The sequence below is a fragment of the Arenibacter flavimaris genome (assembly GCF_030291335.1).
Taxonomy (GTDB): Bacteria; Bacteroidota; Bacteroidia; order Flavobacteriales; family Flavobacteriaceae; genus Arenibacter.
The window spans coordinates 86,867-103,657 of the sequence record NZ_JASWIM010000014.1; the positions used below are offsets into that span (position 1 = coordinate 86,867).

17 protein-coding genes are annotated in these 16,791 nt (G+C 40.6%); 12 read left to right on the forward strand and 5 right to left on the reverse strand.

Annotated elements, in window-relative coordinates:
* Positions 1-7: 7 nt before the first annotated feature.
* From QSE00_RS12325 to hutH, 4 genes are all read right to left on the reverse strand, one after another.
* A complete protein-coding gene (locus tag QSE00_RS12325; RefSeq protein WP_286106199.1) occupies positions 8-862 on the reverse strand; it encodes a class I SAM-dependent methyltransferase in 855 nt (284 codons plus the stop codon).
* A 231-nt stretch (positions 863-1,093) separates the two neighbouring features.
* Positions 1,094-3,106: a urocanate hydratase gene (locus QSE00_RS12330; protein WP_286106200.1), complete on the reverse strand. Its 2,013-nt coding sequence runs from the start codon at positions 3,104-3,106 to the stop codon at positions 1,094-1,096.
* Entirely contained in the window at positions 3,087-4,385 is a 1,299-nt protein-coding gene (gene hutI / locus QSE00_RS12335; RefSeq protein ID WP_286106201.1) for an imidazolonepropionase, read from the reverse strand. Before hutI ends, QSE00_RS12330 begins: the two co-directional genes overlap by 20 nt.
* A 42-nt stretch (positions 4,386-4,427) precedes the next feature.
* Positions 4,428-6,008: a histidine ammonia-lyase gene (gene hutH, locus QSE00_RS12340; protein ID WP_286106202.1), complete on the reverse strand. Its 1,581-nt coding sequence runs from the start codon at positions 6,006-6,008 to the stop codon at positions 4,428-4,430.
* Positions 6,009-6,086: 78 nt separating this feature from the next.
* On the opposite strand from hutH, the gene QSE00_RS12345 reads away from it, so the two are divergent.
* Together QSE00_RS12345 and QSE00_RS12350 are read left to right on the forward strand one after the other, a co-directional pair.
* Positions 6,087-6,980 (forward strand): LysR family transcriptional regulator, encoded by an 894-nt coding sequence (locus QSE00_RS12345; protein ID WP_286106203.1) that lies wholly within the window; start codon positions 6,087-6,089, stop codon positions 6,978-6,980.
* Between the two features lie 42 nt (positions 6,981-7,022).
* Positions 7,023-7,577, forward strand: a complete 555-nt coding sequence (locus tag QSE00_RS12350) for a nitroreductase family protein (protein WP_110356992.1) — start codon at positions 7,023-7,025, stop codon at positions 7,575-7,577.
* A 6-nt stretch (positions 7,578-7,583) separates the two neighbouring features.
* Here the strand turns inward: QSE00_RS12350 and QSE00_RS12355 are convergent, their stop codons facing one another.
* Positions 7,584-8,099, reverse strand: a complete 516-nt coding sequence (locus QSE00_RS12355; RefSeq protein WP_286106204.1) for a DUF456 domain-containing protein — start codon at positions 8,097-8,099, stop codon at positions 7,584-7,586.
* Positions 8,100-8,872: 773 nt separating this feature from the next.
* Between QSE00_RS12355 and QSE00_RS12360 the strand changes: the two genes are divergently transcribed.
* From QSE00_RS12360 to QSE00_RS12405, 10 genes are all read left to right on the forward strand, one after another.
* Positions 8,873-9,235, forward strand: coding sequence for a BlaI/MecI/CopY family transcriptional regulator (locus QSE00_RS12360; protein ID WP_110356990.1), 363 nt, complete (start codon positions 8,873-8,875; stop codon positions 9,233-9,235).
* Positions 9,232-10,875 carry a M56 family metallopeptidase gene (locus tag QSE00_RS12365; protein ID WP_286106205.1) on the forward strand — a complete coding sequence of 548 codons (1,644 nt, stop codon included), beginning with the start codon at positions 9,232-9,234 and terminating at the stop codon, positions 10,873-10,875. The genes QSE00_RS12360 and QSE00_RS12365 overlap by 4 nt, the downstream gene beginning before the upstream one ends.
* A 4-nt stretch (positions 10,876-10,879) precedes the next feature.
* Positions 10,880-12,019: a tetratricopeptide repeat protein gene (locus tag QSE00_RS12370; RefSeq protein ID WP_110356989.1), complete on the forward strand. Its 1,140-nt coding sequence runs from the start codon at positions 10,880-10,882 to the stop codon at positions 12,017-12,019.
* 42 nt (positions 12,020-12,061) lie between these two features.
* On the forward strand, positions 12,062-12,538 hold the full coding sequence (locus QSE00_RS12375) for a hypothetical protein (RefSeq protein ID WP_110356988.1): 477 nt from the start codon (positions 12,062-12,064) through the stop codon (positions 12,536-12,538).
* Between the two features lie 26 nt (positions 12,539-12,564).
* A complete protein-coding gene (gene ruvC / locus QSE00_RS12380; protein ID WP_286106206.1) occupies positions 12,565-13,122 on the forward strand; it encodes a crossover junction endodeoxyribonuclease RuvC in 558 nt (185 codons plus the stop codon).
* 184 nt (positions 13,123-13,306) lie between these two features.
* A complete protein-coding gene (locus tag QSE00_RS12385; RefSeq protein ID WP_110356986.1) occupies positions 13,307-13,672 on the forward strand; it encodes a four helix bundle protein in 366 nt (121 codons plus the stop codon).
* 53 nt (positions 13,673-13,725) lie between these two features.
* Entirely contained in the window at positions 13,726-14,865 is a 1,140-nt protein-coding gene (gene hemW, locus QSE00_RS12390; RefSeq protein WP_286106207.1) for a radical SAM family heme chaperone HemW, read from the forward strand.
* 37 nt (positions 14,866-14,902) lie between these two features.
* Complete coding sequence (locus tag QSE00_RS12395; protein ID WP_286106208.1) at positions 14,903-15,652, forward strand: cyclase family protein; 750 nt, start codon at positions 14,903-14,905, stop codon at positions 15,650-15,652.
* Positions 15,653-15,663: 11 nt separating this feature from the next.
* Complete coding sequence (locus QSE00_RS12400) at positions 15,664-16,023, forward strand: DUF4260 domain-containing protein (protein ID WP_286106209.1); 360 nt, start codon at positions 15,664-15,666, stop codon at positions 16,021-16,023.
* Positions 16,016-16,639 (forward strand): DUF4230 domain-containing protein, encoded by a 624-nt coding sequence (locus QSE00_RS12405; RefSeq protein ID WP_286106210.1) that lies wholly within the window; start codon positions 16,016-16,018, stop codon positions 16,637-16,639. Before QSE00_RS12400 ends, QSE00_RS12405 begins: the two co-directional genes overlap by 8 nt.
* Positions 16,640-16,791: the final 152 nt, after the last annotated feature.

Below are 16,791 nucleotides of genomic sequence, written 5' to 3' on the forward strand. Positions count from 1 at the left end.
TGCCCAATTATTTTTTTCTAAATATAAAACAACGGGTGTCCGGAAAAATTTGTAATAATGGAAACATTAGGAACACCCCTATTTTAGTTGCCATCTTCGCAAAAGTTCCTTGTTGGTCATCCTGTTCTATCCTATCCGATATTTCGGATAGATTAATAGTTTTTAAAGGAAATGATTCTACAGCATCAAAATTGTTGTCCTGGGCCAATTTTAGCAAGGTCTTTCGGGTAAAATAGCTTAAATGTGGGCTATGGAAATTAAATTGCCACATTCTGTCCAACAACGATTTTACCCCAAATAGATAGGCTATTTTGGAAATGAAATAAATTAAACCATCTTGTTGCGGTAAATTAACGATCAAGAGGCCTTGCGGATTTAGTAAAGCATAATTGGCCGCCATAATTCCTTTTAGATCGGGTAGGTGTTCCATCACATCATTATAGGCAATAAAATCAAAATGTGATTCCTTTTGTAGATCTTGTAGAAAAAAGCCATTCTGTACTTCCAAGCCTTTTTTAAGATATTGTTCATTGAAGCGGGTTTCAGGTTCAATGCCCAGGCAATCAATGCCATGATCCCGGCAGACCTCCAAAAACCAACCATATCCCGGGCCTACCTCCAGCCCTTTGGATTTAATGTCCTTGTTTTTTTTAATGGAAGCGATGATATGTTGAAAATTCCCTTTCCTTAAATTGATAAGTGCTTTTTCACGGGTTTCTTCATTTAAATCCGAAACCAAACTTTTATTAAAGGTGGCCTCGGGACAAAATTGAAAACCGCAATTGGGACATTCATGTACATTAAATTTAAGCTGGTATTTTAATTTGGTTTTGGGATGGTTACAGATTGGACAGGGAATCATTGTTTTAAATATACTTATTTATCGAATGTTTGTTCCAAAATTGAGGAACAGTCTTTAGGGCCATTTTTATATCTGGATGAAGAGCTGTTCAATGAATAAAAATAGATGATTCCAAGTAAAATTTAAAATTATGGATATCTATTTTTGCCTCAATTTAGTAGCTTGTAGGATTTTAATTACGGTATTGTCTTGTCTGACATATGCGGCAAGCAATAAAGGCTTAAAATATTTTTATTGAAATAAATAATCCAGCAATCCATCCTCAACCATATTTGGCAAGGTAACCTTTAATTCCGGGCTACGGGCCATTTCCCGTTTTATTGTAAATAATGCTTCCTTGTTTCTTGCCCAACTTCTTCGGGATATTCCATTGTTTACGTCATAAAAAAGCATGCTTTTTAAGCGTCTGGCAGCATCGTTCGAACCGTCCAGCACCAAACCGAAACCACCGTTGATGGTTTCGCCCCAACCTACACCGCCACCGTTGTGAAGGGAAACCCAGGTAGCGCCCCTAAAACTATCCCCAACTACATTGTGGACAGCCATGTCTGCGGTAAACTTACTACCGTCATAAATATTGCTCGTTTCCCGAAAGGGGGAATCCGTACCCCCAACGTCATGGTGGTCCCTTCCCAAAACAATAGGCGCACTGATTTCTCCTGTGTTTATAGCGGTGTTAAAGGCCATGGCAATTTTAGACCTACCTTCTGCATCGGCATATAATATACGGGCCTGTGATCCTACGACCAAGTTATTGGATGATGCTTCCCGGATCCATTTTATATTGTCCTGTATTTGCTGTTGGATTTCGAAGGGTGCGTTAGGCCTAATTTTTTCCAAAGTTTGCAGTGCAAGTTTATCGGTCGTTTGTAAATCTACGGGGTCTCCTGAGGTGCATACCCATCTAAAGGGGCCAAAGCCGTAATCGAAACACAAGGGGCCTAGGATGTCTTGAACATAAGATGGGTATCTAAAATCTTTGCCATGGCCCGCCATTATATCTGCGCCCGCTCGAGATGCCTCTAATAAAAAAGCATTGCCATAATCAAAGAAGTAAGTCCCTTTGGCGGTATGTTTGTTAATAGCGTCAACATGTCTTCTTAAGGAGGCCTGTACTTTTTGTTTAAAAACTTTGGGTTCCCTATGCATCAGAATATTGGATTCTTCAAAGCTCAGCCCAGCCGGATAATAGCCCCCTGACCAGGGGTTGTGAAGGGAGGTCTGATCGGATCCTAAATGAACGAATATCTTTTCCTGGTCAAACCTTTCCCATACTTCAACAATGTTGCCAATGTATGCCAAGGAAACAACTTCTTGATGTTGTATGGCCTGTCTAGTTCGTATAACCAATTGGTCCAAGTCTTCCAAAAGCTGATCTACCCAAGCTTGCTGGAATCTTTTTTCTGCGGCAACTTTGTTTACCTCGGCACAAATGGTAATGCAGCCGGCAATATTACCCGCCTTGGGCTGGGCCCCGCTCATCCCCCCTAAACCCGAGGTAAGAAATATTTTTCCTTTGGCCGATTCGTTATTTTTCAAGACTTTTCTAAAGGCGTTCAGTACGGTTATGGTGGTGCCGTGGACTATTCCTTGGGGTCCTATGTACATATAGGATCCTGCCGTCATTTGTCCATATTGTGTAACCCCAAGGGCATTATACTTCTCCCAGTCGTCCTGTTTGGAATAGTTGGGGACCATCATCCCGTTGGTAACCACTACTCTTGGTGCTTCTTTGGAAGAGGGAAATAGTCCCATAGGATGCCCGGAATAAATATGCAAAGTTTGCTCATTGGTCATGGTAGCCAAATACTGCATGGTAATGAGATACTGTGCCCAGTTCTGAAAAACGGCACCATTGCCCCCATAGGTTATGAGTTCTTCTGGATGTTGTGCAAGTTGGGGATCTAAATTGTTTTGGATCATTAGCATTATACAGGCAGCTTCAACCGTTTTTGCAGGATAATGATCTATTGGTCTTGCATAAAGAGGGTAATCGGGTTTGAAGCGATGCATATAGATTCTGCCCAGAGTATTCAATTCTTGGGCAAATTCTTTTCCAAGGATCTCGTGCCAATCCTTAGGAAAATAACGCAAGGCATTGCGTATGGCCAATTTCTTCTCCTCCAAGGAAAGGATATCCCTGCGTTTGGGTGCTCTATTGGTATTCTTGGGAAAGACGTTTTTTTCTGGTAATTCTTTCGGTATCCCCTGGAGTATTTGTGCTTTAAAGTTCTCTTCCGTCATGGTTTAGGTCTCTTTTAGGGTATTGTTTATGTACTACCAATTTTCCTCTTTTGCAGACAAGCGAAGGCGGCATCATTCCCTGTTGGTAAAGAATTTCTTGGTAATCCTTGGTTGGGAATGCAATGAGATCTGCCAATAACCCACTTTTTAGGGTACCGCGGTCCTTTAGGTTTAAAGCAGCTGCGGCCCTAAAGGTTATTCCGGCCAGTACCTCAGTATTGGAGAGTTTTTCAAAGGCTCCCAGAACCGCGGCCTGAATCGCTAAATTGCCCATTGGGGCGGAACCTGGATTCCAATCACTGGCGATGGCAAGGGCCGACCCGGCATCCAATAGTCGGCGGGCTGGTGCATAGTTGCAGCCCAAGCCCAAAGAGGCGCCCGGCAAGGCAGTGGCCACTACATTGCTTTTGGCCAGAAGCTGAATTTCTGTTTCTGTACTGGCTTCCAAATGATCGGCACTGATGGCATTGTATTTTACCGCTACGGCACTACCTCCAATAGAAAATTGGTCTGCGTGCACAGTGATATCGAACCCCATGGCTTTTGCTTTGTCAAAATAGGGGGCAATCAAAGTAGGGGAAAATGCCCCTTCTTCCAGAAAGGCATCGATCCTATTCGTCAATTTTTCCTTTTTTATTATCGGAAATAGTGTATTGCTTATTTCCAATAGATAATTGGATGGACTTCCCTGGTAGTCTTTAGGGACCATATGGGCAGCCAAGCAAGTAGGTATTAGGTCGGGCTGGCATAGTTTATTGGTTGAAGCAATAGCCCTTAGCATTTTTAGTTCTTCCTGTACCGTAAGGCCATAGCCACTTTTTACTTCTATGGTGGTCACTCCATGTGCCAAATGTCTATCCGCTCTTATCTTGACACCCTCAATTAGTGAGGGTGTTAGGGCTATTCTTGTCTCGGTTACCGTATCCCAGATTCCACCCCCGGCCATGGCAATTTCGAGATAGGTTTTACCGGAATTTCGGAGGGCATAGTCTTTGGCCCTGCTACCGCCGAAGCAGATATGGGTGTGGGCATCAATTAACCCGGGAAGGCATACCATTGTGGATTGGATATGGATAATTTCAGCATTTAGGTAGTTTGCTTCCGCCTGAATTTCAGGATATGGTCCTATGGCATGGATTTTTTCATCTGCCATAATAATGCCCCCATTTTCCAATATGGGCAATTGCTCATCGGATAGGGCTCCTTTTAACGGTAAACCTACCATCGTCAAGATTTGCTTAAAGGGGCCTATTAGGGTGTATTTTTTTATTTTGTCCATGGGTTATATTAGACTAACTATAGCTGAGGGCATGACTATTGTTCAATATTTTTCAAATTCATCTTCGAATGGACTTTCCATTTTTAGATTGTGGTGCTGCATTGTTTTTCGTATTGACTGTATTATCGTACGGTTTTTAATTATTACAATTCCCTTTTCAATGTCATCCGAGAATACCCTGTCCTTATGGGCAAAGGCCACTTTTTTACGAATCGTTTTATGGACTTCATCCAACAAGACTCCTGATTTCATAGGTTTTCTAAATTCGAAAGCCTGTGCTGTCGTAAGGAGTTCAATGGCCAATATTTTTTCAACGTTCTCTAAGACCTGCATCGCCTTTCTACCGCTGATGGACCCCATACTTACATGGTCTTCCTGTCCTAGGGAAGTTGGGATGCTATCCGCACTGGCAGGAAAACACAAACCCTTATTTTCACTGGCCAAAGCCGCCGTGGTGTATTGGAGGATCATATAGCCCGAATTGATTCCTGTATCTTTCATCAATAATTTTGGTACCCCGGGGCTATTGCCTTCCAAGGCCAGATAAATACGGCGGTCCGAGATGTTTCCAAGCTCAGAGGTGGCCAAACATACATAGTCCAGCGCCATGGCCAATGGCTGTCCGTGAAAATTGCCCCCACTTATCGTTAAGTCCTCGTCTATAATAATGGGGTTGTCCGTAACTGAATTTAACTCTATCTCCAATAGTTCCTTTAAATGTAACCACGCATTTCTGGAAGCACCGTGGACTTGTGGAATGCATCTGAGCGAATAGGGATCCTGTACCTTTTCACAATCTATATGATCTTGCATAATTTCCGAATCCTTCAATAGGAAACGGATTTTTGCGGCCACGTGGCTATTGCCTTTAAAGGGACGTAGATCATGCAACTCTTTATAAAATGGTTTTACACTGGCCTGTAACCCTTCGATCATCATGGCACCAATGATGTCGGCATGGGTAAGGCAAGCGTACATTTTGTCAATGACCATTACGGCGTGGGCAGCAATAAATTGCGTACCGTTTATTAACGCCAATCCCTCCTTGGGCCCCAATTCAAGAGGTTGAAGGCCGTAAATTTTATGTAGTTGCTCTGTGGAAATCACCTTTTTGATATACCTAACTTTTCCCATACCAATTAGCGGTAAAAACAAATGGGATAAAGGGGCAAGGTCACCCGATGCCCCTACAGAGCCTTGGGAGGGCACTATTGGAATAGCATCGTTATCTATATGCCATAATATACGGTCCAGGGTGGCTTCAGCAATACCTGAACAACCTTTGGCAAGGGAATGGACCTTTAAAACGAGCATCAACTTGGCAATCTCGTTTTCGATGGGCTCTCCAACTCCTACGCTATGGCTTTGCAGAATATTGTTTTGTAATATGTTGGTTTCGGTTTTGGAGATTTTAGTGGTGCATAAGGGGCCAAAACCGGTATTGATTCCGTAAACAGCTTTTCCCCTTTCCACAATACATGCCACGGCATTATTACTGGCACGAATCCTTTTTCTTGCTTTCTCTGAGATCTGTCCGTGGATCGTTCCTCTAGTAAGGCCTAGAGCGAGGCCTGCAGAAAGATAATCTTCCCCGAAAAAAAATGTTTTTTTTGAAGTAGACATGGGATTATTTTTATCAATATAAAATTATTCATTAAGTTTGATAATCACCAATACCATTAATATACATACTTAATAACTATGGGTTATCAATTAGAAATCCGACATTTCAATTATTTTTTGGCAGTGGCCGAAGAATTGCACTATAGAAAAGCGGCGGAAAAGCTTTTTATCTCGCAGCCTGGCTTAAGTAGACAGATTAAACAAATGGAGGAGATATTGGACGTAAAACTTTTTGTTCGAACTAAGAAGAAGGTAAGTCTTACGGCTGCGGGGGAATATCTCAAAAGTGAAATTGAGTTTATCCTAAACCATTTGGAAGTTACCAAAAAGCAGTTGGGGCATATTAGGGATGGTAATTTTGGTGAAGTCCGGATAGGTTTTTTGGGTTCGGCCATGCAGGAAGTGATACCCAATCTTCTGATTAAGTTAAAAGACAAATTTCCAGGAATCCAGACTACTTTGGAGGAGTTGTCCAACAATGCCCAAGTAAATGCCATTTTAAAGGATAAATTGGATATGGGCTTTGTACGTATGTCCCGTGTCCCTCAGGGCCTAAACATTCAGCCGGTCTATACGGACACCTTTTCCGTGGTTTTACCGGAATTATATCCCATGTTGACCAGGGAATTTAGGGATGTAGGGCAATTGGCGGCAGAGAATTTTATTTTGTTCGCCCAAGATTATAGTCCTTTGTACTTTGACACGGTTATGAGTATTTGTGAGGATGCGGGTTTTACTCCCAAGGTTTCCCATAAATCGGTGCATGCCCAGACCATTTTTAAGTTGGTGGAGAATAATTTGGGCATTGCTATAATACCTACTTCTTTGCAATACGGCTTTCAGATGAAGGTGAAGTTTATAGAACTTAAGAATATTCCGCAAAGGGCAGTGCTATCCGTTTGTTGGAAGGAAGACAATAGAAACCCTGCTTTACGCCATTGTATTAATTTGTTGTTAAATCAATCGCAGTAGGGCTTTAAAAGCCTTAGTTTGTACAATTTAAATTGAGAGATTATGATTTTTGATATAATTAAGAGGCGTCGGTCTATTTTTCCAGCCCAATATAATGACAGGCCTATTGAAAGGGAAATCATAGAGAAGGTCCTGGAGGCGGCCAATTTTGCGCCTACCCACAAAAAAACGGAACCTTGGCGCTTTAAAGTATTACAAGGGGAATCCAAGGAAAAATTGGGGTTGTTCCTTTCTTTGAAATACATGGAAACCGACCCCAAGCCAAAGCAGTTTAAGGTTGAAAAGTTGATACAAAACCCTAAAAAGGCTGGGGCTGTAATAGCTATTTGTATGCAACGTGATCCCTTGGAAAGTTTGCCCGAATGGGAAGAGGTGGCTGCAACGGCCATGGCGGTTCAAAATATGTGGCTTTGCTGTACCGAAATGGGGATTGGCAGTTATTGGAGCTCCCCTGGCCTCATTAAACATATGGACGATTTTTTTGAGTTGAACTCCGGGGAGGTGTGCCTAGGTTTTTTCTATATGGGCTATTATGACGAAGAAATTCCTGAAGTTGTTAAGGGGCCATGGCAGGAAAAAGTTACCTGGATGAAGTAATGGTGGTTAATTAAAAAAGGGAAATAATTCCGATTTATATTCCCAGGCCTTATAAATAAAGAGGCCCAAATAAATTATAGTGACCATAAATTTTAGGAAGGTTCCGGTTAAAAAACCCAAAAAAGAACCAAAAGCGGCCTTTAGGGCCGTTTTTTGGTCGGCCTTGTTGATAAGTTCCCCGGCCAAAGCTCCCAAAAAAGGCCAGATTATTATTCCAAAAAACCCTAGAACAGGAAATATTAAGGCTATTAAAAGTCCAATGGTGGTGCCTATCATACCCCATTTGCTTCCCCCAAATTTTTTGGTTCCCCAAACCGGAATAATATAATCCAAGGCAAAAACCATTAAGGCAATGCCCAGGGTAATTCCCAAGAAGACCCAATCATCAGGAATGGCATTGGTAAGGTAAAGTAGGAGCAGGCCTACCCAACTTATAGGCGTTCCTGGTAATACCGGTAGAAAACTACCCAGCACTCCAACAAACATTAAAATAAACCCGATAATCAATAGCGCAATATCCATACTAATCTTTTGAATTCCGGTGACGGAATACGTTCTCTGTTTGACGAAGATAGGGAGGAATTGTTACATGGATGGGAAAGGACAGGTACAAGTCACTTGAACATCAGGCAATTTCAGTGACGATCCAAACCTAAGTTGTCAATTGGAAATTATGTGCTTTTCCAAGGACTTAGGCTTACAATCCCTTCCGTCTCCTCGGCTGCTAGCCGAGAATCCACCTTCCCTTAGCCAAGGGAAGGAGCTTACGATGATTATACTTATGGTTTTATGTCACACAATGAAATGTAAAAATAATGTTCCTTCCCCTAATCAGGGGAAGGTGGGTTCGACGAAGGAGAAGCCGGAAGGGGAGAGAAACACAAACCTTGGCTTGGAAACATGAGGTTGGTTGCTTGTGTGATTTCTTACCTTCGTTCGAAATGACTGGAGATAGTCACTTCGATAGAGTCCCTTTTCGGGACGCCGAGAAGTCGCACATACAATGGTTTTGATCAAAGCACATTTTTTATAGTTGAATGCTGAAAATTTGTGCACACAATTGATGTTTTGGTTTAGTTACTTGTGTGATTTCTCACCTTCGTTCGAAATGACTGGGGATAGTCACTTCGAAATGAGGTGCCATTTTGCACCGAATGAGAAGTCGCACTTGTAGCTTTTTTAATATAGGAATTAAACATCTATTTGACATGCAACTTAATTTTATAACTAAAAAATTAGTTTAAACTAAATATTTAGTTATATTTGTTGTGTAGATCAACTAAAAAGTTAGTTAAATGAAACAATTAACCAAGGCAGAAGAGGAAGTAATGCAGGTATTATGGCAGTTGCAGAAATGTAATGTGGCCGCCATCATAGACGAACTCCCGGAGCCCAAACCGGCGTACAATACAGTTTCCACCATAGTACGCATCTTGGAGAGCAAAGGTTTTGTAGACCACGAGCAAGAGGGCAGGGGCTATCTTTATTTTCCGCTGATCAAGAAATCGGATTACGGCAACCAGTCCATTAACAAATTGGTGGATGGCTATTTTCAGGGCTCCTTCAAAAGTATGGTGTCCTTCTTTATGAAAAAGAACGATATGAGCCTTTCTGAATTGGAATCGATACTCAAGGACATTAAGGAAGAGAAGGAATGATACGGTACATTTTAGAATGCATGGCCTTCCAGTTATTATTTTTGATCATTTACGATCTGTTCCTAAAACGGGAGACCTTTTTTCAGTGGAACAGGGTGTACTTGATCGGGACTTTTGTATTATCCCTTTTGCTGCCATGGATAAAGATCGAGGCTTTTAAGACTACAGTATCTTCTGAATATTTTGTATATCCCGAGTATTTATGGGGAATAGATATGTCCGAAGGGGTGGTAGTTGCTCCTGAAAATTCTACTTCTTTTGATCTTTCTGCAACCGAAATAATATTTTACGGCGGAATGTTAATTGCAGCCTTGCTGTTTGCCTACAAATTGTTCCAAATAGACCGACTAAAACGTCAGGGTGAAATCCGTTATTTCAAAGACTTCACTAGGGTAGTGGTAAGAAACAGCAATATGGCCTTTTCTTTTTTCAGGTCTATTTTCTTGGGGGACCAGGTGTTGGAAAAGGAACATCAAAGCATAATTCAGCACGAGCTGGTACATATAGAACAAAGGCATAGCTGGGACCTGTTGTTCTTTGAACTGATGCGCATTTTGGGCTGGTTCAATCCCCTGGTCTACGTATATCAAAATAGGGTTTCTGAATTGCACGAGTTCATCGCCGATGCAAAAGTGGCCAAGACCCATAAAGCGGAGCAGTATCAAATGTTGTTGTCACAGGTCTTTCAGACCCAACATATTTCTTTCATCAATCAATTTTTTAAATCATCATTAATCAAAAAACGAATCGTCATGTTACAAAAATCAAAATCTAAAAGAGTTTGGAGGCTAAAGTATCTACTAATAATTCCCATGATATTAGGGATGCTGGTTTATACCTCTTGTGAGAAGGAAGGTAAAATTGAAGAGAAAGGGGATATGAAATTGCAATCATCTATAGATATCCCCTTTACAGTAATAGATGAGGCGCCAATATTTCCTGGATGCGAAGACGCTGAAAATAAAAGGGATTGTTTTAATGCTATGATTCAAAAACACATTGGAAAGAATTTTAGATATCCCGAACAAGCCCAGGAAATTGGCATTCAGGGACGGGTAAATGTGCTGTTCATTATCCAAGAAGATGGAAGCATTGGGAATGTTAGGTTGCGCGGTCCAGACAAATTATTGGAGGATGAAGCGGCCCGTATTATCTCTTTGTTGCCACAAATGACCCCTGGGGAACACCGTGGTGAAAAAGTACGGGTACCTTTTTCTATTCCGATTACTTTTAGGCTGGAACGCAGCTCGGAAGAAGAAACTTCACCTCAAACCTATGAATATGACGGTAACGGACTGGTTCCGTTTGCCTTTGTTGACAAGGTGCCTGTATTTCCAGGATGTGAGGATTCAGATAATAAAAGGGACTGTTTTAATACCATGATGCAAAAACATATAGGAAAGAATTTTAGTTATCCTGAGGAAGCTCAGGAAAAGGGTATTCAGGGTCGAGTAAATGTAATGTTCACCATTGGCGAAGATGGAAGGATTGGCAATGTAAGGTTACGCGGTCCAGACAAATTATTGGAGGATGAAGCGGCCCGAATTGTTTCATTATTGCCTCAAATGAAAGGTGGAAAGCATAAGGGAAAAGAGGTGAAAATTCCCTTTTCCATTCCTATTACCTTTAAATTACAATAAATTAGTGACCACAATTCTCAGGATTATTTTTCTGCTATTATTCGTCAAGACCGGAGCTCAATCCTCCGTCTTGGCAGTTGCCGACAGCCTTTATGCTATTGGCAATTACACTTTGGCTATAAATGAATATGCCAAGGTGGCAAGCCCAAATGCCCAATTACAGATTGCCCGAGCCTACAATGCTATAGGGAATTACGAAAAGGCACTGGCACAGTATGAAAACATAGTCCAGAAAAACGAATTCCAAGAATTGGCAACATATGAACTTGGAAGGCTGTATCTAAAACTTAAGAAACATGCTCTTGCCAAGGAGGTCTTTTCTCAATTAGTACATGGAAAGAATCCTAACCCTGAATACTTCTACTATCTAGGGGAGTCCTTAAAGGAATTAAATCTTTTTCCCGAGAGTATTGCTGCCTACAAGCACTCGGTAAAGGTTGATAACACCCATTTGCGCAGTTTGTTTCAATTAGGGAAATATTATTTATTACAAAGGGAACGGGACTCAGTTCTGAAATATGTGGATAAAGGATTGCATTTTTACGAAAACGATGTGAGCTTGATCAATCTAAAGGCCCTAGCCAACTACAATGATAATTTGCTATGGCTTGCTTTACCTTTATTTGAACGTCTGGTTGACTTGGGAGAGTATAAGGAATACATTTTTGAAAAAATGGGGTATTCTTATTTTGCCTTGGGTAAGTTCGAGAAGGCAAAAAAAGCCTATGAAAATCTTTTAACTTTTGATGAAGAGAACCCAATTGCACTTTACGGCATGGGAAGTGCATTTGCAAAATTGCAGCAACTGGATAGTGCCAATATTTATATTAAAAAATCTATTGAAGTTCAGAAGGTGGTGTTGGACAAGGAGTATAATGCCTTGGCAAGACTTGCAGTGGAGCAAAACAATTTAAAATTGGCGATCGAATATTATAAAAAGGCTTTTATGGAAGATCCAACAGGGTATTTATATAAATATGAAGTTTGCCTATTAACCGATCAATACTACAAAAATCCCAAAATGTCCTTAAAATGCTATCAGGAATATCAGGAGCAATTTGGTGGTAAAGGAGATTACTTTTCGGAATTCACCTCAAAAAGGATAATGAAACTAAAGGAGGAAATTCATATGGAAACCCCTTAAATTGATCAAAAAATTGTAATTTCCGCCCAGAATCTGGCATACATGAGGAAAGTTGCGGTTTTGGCTTGTTTTTGTCTTTTTACCTCTTGCGACTGGTTTACTTCTAAGGAAGAAAGAACCCAAGAATTGGTAAATGAGGAAATGCGCAATATAAATTTCAACGAGGTAGATCGTTATCCACTATTTGACAATTGTGATGAAATGATGGATAAGGCGGAACAATTGGATTGTTTTCAGAATACCCTTTTGGACCAATACACGGAGACTTTGGAGGATTTTGAATTTCAGTTCGTGTCCGATGTCAATACCAACATATACGTAGATTTTTTAGTGGATTATCAAGGGGAAATATCCGTCTTGGAAGTGCAGCGTAACGAGGATATTGAAAATCAGATCCCAGAATTTCGCACTATCATCACCCAAAGTCTAAAAGGCCTGCCCCCGTTATCGCCAGCCCTAAAAAGAGGGGTGCCCGTATCCTCAAAATTCAGGATTCCTATTATTGTGAATTCTAAATAACGGTAAAACCTAAAATAATTCCATCATTGGCAAACGAAAAGATAATATTGGGTATTGATCCTGGGACTACCATTATGGGCTTTGGCCTAATCAAGGTGGTGAACAAAAAGATGGAGTTTCTTCAGATGAACGAGCTCTTGCTCAAGAAATATGACGACCCTTATACCAAGCTAAAACTCATATTTGAGCGCACCATAGAACTGATCGATACCTACCACCCGGATGAAATCGCCATTGAGGCCCCTTTTTTTGGAAAGAATGTTCAATCCATGCTCAAGTTGGGTAGGGCCCAGGGCGTAGCCATGGCCGCTGGCTTATCGCGCCAGATCCCCATCACCGAGTACCTGCCTAAAAAGATTAAAATGGCCATTACCGGAAACGGTAACGCCAGTAAGGAACAGGTGGCCAAAATGCTTCAAAGTGTGTTGGGACTAAAGTCGCTCCCCAAAAACCTGGACAGTACCGATGGCTTGGCAGCTGCTGTATGCCACTTTTATAACGAAGGCCGAATAGAAGTTGGCAAAAGCTATAGTGGTTGGGATGCTTTTGTGAAACAGAACGGTGACAAAATCAAGAAACAATAATCAATTACCAATTACCAATACTTTGTATGGGAACAGATAGTAATCCTTTAGCCGATATATAGTGAACAGTAATCAGTAATGAGTAAACAGTATGGTAAGAGCCAACAGTTAAAATTCTGATCAGACCTATTTGCCAATTAATTCGAAGACTTATTTTTGATGTATTGAACAATAATCAGTAGTTATGAGATTTCAAGATTTATTGGCCTATAAAAAATCTTTTGCCTTGGCAATGAGGATTTATGAAATTTCCAAATCCTTTCCAAAAGAAGAAAGGTATTCCTTGACCGATCAAATAAGAAGATCTTCCAGAAGTGTTTCAGCTAATATTGCCGAATCTTATGCTAAGCGACTTTATCCTAAATATTTCATCAATAAATTAACCGCTAGCGATGCTGAGAATTTAGAAACCCTAGTATGGATGGAATATGCCATGGAATGCCAATATATAAAAAAGGAAATATTCGATGAGATGGTAAGTGAAAGTCAGGAAATTGGGAAGCTAATTTATTTTATGATCAATAACCCCGATAAGTTTGGTTCCAAATAGGTTAATTTTACTGACCACTGACCACTGACCACTGACCACTGACCACTGAAAAAATGAGCGGCATTTACATACATATTCCTTTTTGCAAGCAGGCGTGCCATTATTGCGATTTTCATTTTTCCACCAATATGGGGAAGAAGGAGGCAATGATATCGGCGCTGATTAAGGAACTGGTTCTTAGAAAGGAAGAATTTAAGGATGAGGTGGTACAGACCATTTACTTTGGGGGCGGAACGCCATCGGTATTGGATACGGCCGAAATAGACCTGATAATCGGGGCAGTTTATAGTAATTATACCGTAGTAGCTGATCCTGAAATAACCTTGGAGGCCAATCCGGATGATTTGTCCTTGGATAAAATAATGGAATTGGCCCGATCTCCAATCAATAGACTGAGTATTGGTATTCAATCTTTTTTTGGGGAGGATTTGAAAATGATGAATAGGGCACACAATGCTAAAGAAGCGGAGGATTGTATTGGGCTTGCAATAAAATATTTTGATAACATATCCATCGATCTAATTTATGGCATTCCCGGAATGACCAATGAAAGATGGATTTCCAACATAGAAAAGGCCTTGGACTTTGGCGTACCCCACATTTCCAGTTATGCCCTTACCGTAGAACCCAAAACAGCCTTAAAGACTTTTATAGAGAAAGGACTAATCCCGCCCGTTGATGATGAATTGGCAGAAGCCCATTTCCATATTTTGGTCCGGAAATTGGAAGAAGAGGGTTTCGTAAACTATGAAATTTCCAATTTTGGAAAACCTGCTTACTTTTCTAGGAACAACACGGCTTATTGGCAAGGAAAAAAATATCTTGGCATTGGTCCCTCTGCCCATTCCTATGACGGGATTAGAAGAGGGTGGAATATTAGTAACAATGCAAAATATATAAAAGCATTGGCTCTAAACCAACTGCCTATGGAAGTGGAAACGTTGTCCATAACGGATCGTTACAACGAATATATCATGACCGGATTGCGGACCATATGGGGAGTTTCCTTGGATAGGATAGAGTCCGACTTCGGAACGGAATATCTTTCGTATTTGGTGCAAGGGGCCGACAAAAGAATTGCAGATGGACTGCTTTATATGGAGAATGGGAATTTACTGGTCTCAAAAAAAGGCAAATTTTTGAGTGATGGGATTGCCGCAGATTTATTTATGGTTAGATTTGATAGCAAATAGACACCTGTTTCCAAGGCGGGTATAGTGCCAATTGAACATGAAAACAATTATAAAACACAACACAAAAAATTACACCATAGACCTGTCCAAACCTTTGGATATCTCCATTCCTATCACCGGTAGAAGTACCAATGTCAATGCATGGTATGTTGATGCTCCAAAAATTCAGCCTCATAGCGAGGGCGATTTTGTTGGAAAGGTGTCCGAAGGGGCTTCGGTAAATTTCAATGATATTTGTTTTAATCCCCATGCCCATGGCACCCATACTGAATGTATCGGACATATTACCGAAGAGTTTAACTCGGTAAATACAAGTCTTTCCAAATTCTTTTTTATGGCCGAGGTGATTACCATAGCTCCGGAAAAAATAAACGGCGATTTTGTAATCTCCAAAAAGCAATTGCAGTATGCCTTGGGCAATAAAAATAGGGAGGCAGTAATCATCCGGACCATACCAAACCTAAGGGATAAAATGACTAGGCAATATGCCAATACAAACCCCCCATATTTATTGGAATCGGCAGCACAGTTATTGGTGGATAAGGGAGTGGAGCATTTGTTGATAGATCTTCCTTCCGTGGATAAGGAAAAGGATGGGGGTACTTTATTGGCGCATAAAACTTTTTGGAATTATGATGGAAAACATCGTTTGGAAGCTACAATAACCGAGTTTATATTTGTGGCAAACTCCATTAAGGATGGAAAATATTTCTTGAACCTTCAGTTGGCATCATTTGAAAATGATGCCAGCCCCAGTAGGCCTGTTTTGTATTTAATAGAAGAATAATAATTTGCGGTATGCGGTTACTTTTAAAAATAGAGGAACTATTGATGTTCTGTCTAGGATTATATCTTTTTAGTTTGTTGGATTATAGTTGGTGGTGGTTTATATTTCTGATTTTGGCTCCCGATATTGGGATGCTGGGATATCTTATGGGAAATAGGGTTGGTGCCATTGGGTATAATGTATTTCATCATAAGGGTTTGGCCATCGCTATTTATTTTTTGGGGATTTATCTTTCATTACCTTTGTGTCAGTTAATGGGAATCATCCTATTTTCGCATGCTTCCATGGACAGGATATTTGGCTATGGACTTAAATATAACAAGGGGTTTAAATATACCCACTTAGAACAAATAGGTAAGGGAGATGAGTGATATATTGGAACTTTTTTTAGGCCTTATTCTCGGGGCCATTACCATGTACTGGGTGTTTTCCTTTTTTCGCAAAAAGAGGAGCAAGGAACTTACGGAACATCAGTCGACCATTCTGTTGGATAAGATAAAAAGCGTATGCAAGTTAATAACGGTGGAAGGTGATTTTGCCGAAATTTATCGGTACGAAAACACCAAGGAGCGTTTTCTTAGCTTGGTAAGCAGCAAAAAGAAAGCCTTGATCATCATCAACGCCAAGGCACATATTGGTTTTGACCTTAAGAAGTTGCAAATGTACGCGGATAACGATAAGAGAAGAATTATCCTTACCAATTTTCCACAACCTGAAATTTTGTCCATTTCCCCGGAACTACAGTTTTATGACATTCAAAACGGACTTTTCAATTCCTTTACTCCAACGGATCTTACCTCACTGAATATGGAGGCAAAGCAACATATAAGGGATAAGATTCCCCAAAGCGGTTTGATGGATACTGCAAATAAGGAGGCTTTGGAGGCGGTGCTTTTAATTGAAAAGATTGTAGAGACCATAGGTTGGAAACTGGATTATTCCGCCTTGGAATTAAGCAATAGAAAGAAGCAATTCTTGGAGGATTAATTTCCTTTTATCCAAAAGGCACAAATTGGATAATTGTTTTTTATTTTAGCAGATGAAAAATCTATCCAAATACTGGGAAATTTGGGACAGATTCAAACAATATTCAAAATTATTGACACTATAATTTACCGTAATATTTTTAACAATGGCCG

Coding starts and splice junctions, on each gene's coding strand:
- QSE00_RS12360 (WP_110356990.1), top strand. CDS start 8,873: ATGAAACAATTAACCAAGGCAGAAGAGGAAGTAATGCAGGTATTATGG.
- hutH (WP_286106202.1), bottom strand. CDS start 6,008: ATGTCTACTTCAAAAAAAACATTTTTTTTCGGGGAAGATTATCTTTCT.
- QSE00_RS12385 (WP_110356986.1), top strand. CDS start 13,307: ATGAGATTTCAAGATTTATTGGCCTATAAAAAATCTTTTGCCTTGGCA.
- QSE00_RS12375 (WP_110356988.1), top strand. CDS start 12,062: ATGAGGAAAGTTGCGGTTTTGGCTTGTTTTTGTCTTTTTACCTCTTGC.
- QSE00_RS12395 (WP_286106208.1), top strand. CDS start 14,903: ATGAAAACAATTATAAAACACAACACAAAAAATTACACCATAGACCTG.
- QSE00_RS12400 (WP_286106209.1), top strand. CDS start 15,664: ATGCGGTTACTTTTAAAAATAGAGGAACTATTGATGTTCTGTCTAGGA.
- hutI (WP_286106201.1), bottom strand. CDS start 4,385: ATGGACAAAATAAAAAAATACACCCTAATAGGCCCCTTTAAGCAAATC.
- QSE00_RS12355 (WP_286106204.1), bottom strand. CDS start 8,099: ATGGATATTGCGCTATTGATTATCGGGTTTATTTTAATGTTTGTTGGA.
- QSE00_RS12325 (WP_286106199.1), bottom strand. CDS start 862: ATGATTCCCTGTCCAATCTGTAACCATCCCAAAACCAAATTAAAATAC.
- hemW (WP_286106207.1), top strand. CDS start 13,726: ATGAGCGGCATTTACATACATATTCCTTTTTGCAAGCAGGCGTGCCAT.
- QSE00_RS12350 (WP_110356992.1), top strand. CDS start 7,023: ATGATTTTTGATATAATTAAGAGGCGTCGGTCTATTTTTCCAGCCCAA.
- QSE00_RS12365 (WP_286106205.1), top strand. CDS start 9,232: ATGATACGGTACATTTTAGAATGCATGGCCTTCCAGTTATTATTTTTG.
- QSE00_RS12405 (WP_286106210.1), top strand. CDS start 16,016: ATGAGTGATATATTGGAACTTTTTTTAGGCCTTATTCTCGGGGCCATT.
- QSE00_RS12345 (WP_286106203.1), top strand. CDS start 6,087: ATGGGTTATCAATTAGAAATCCGACATTTCAATTATTTTTTGGCAGTG.
- QSE00_RS12330 (WP_286106200.1), bottom strand. CDS start 3,106: ATGACGGAAGAGAACTTTAAAGCACAAATACTCCAGGGGATACCGAAA.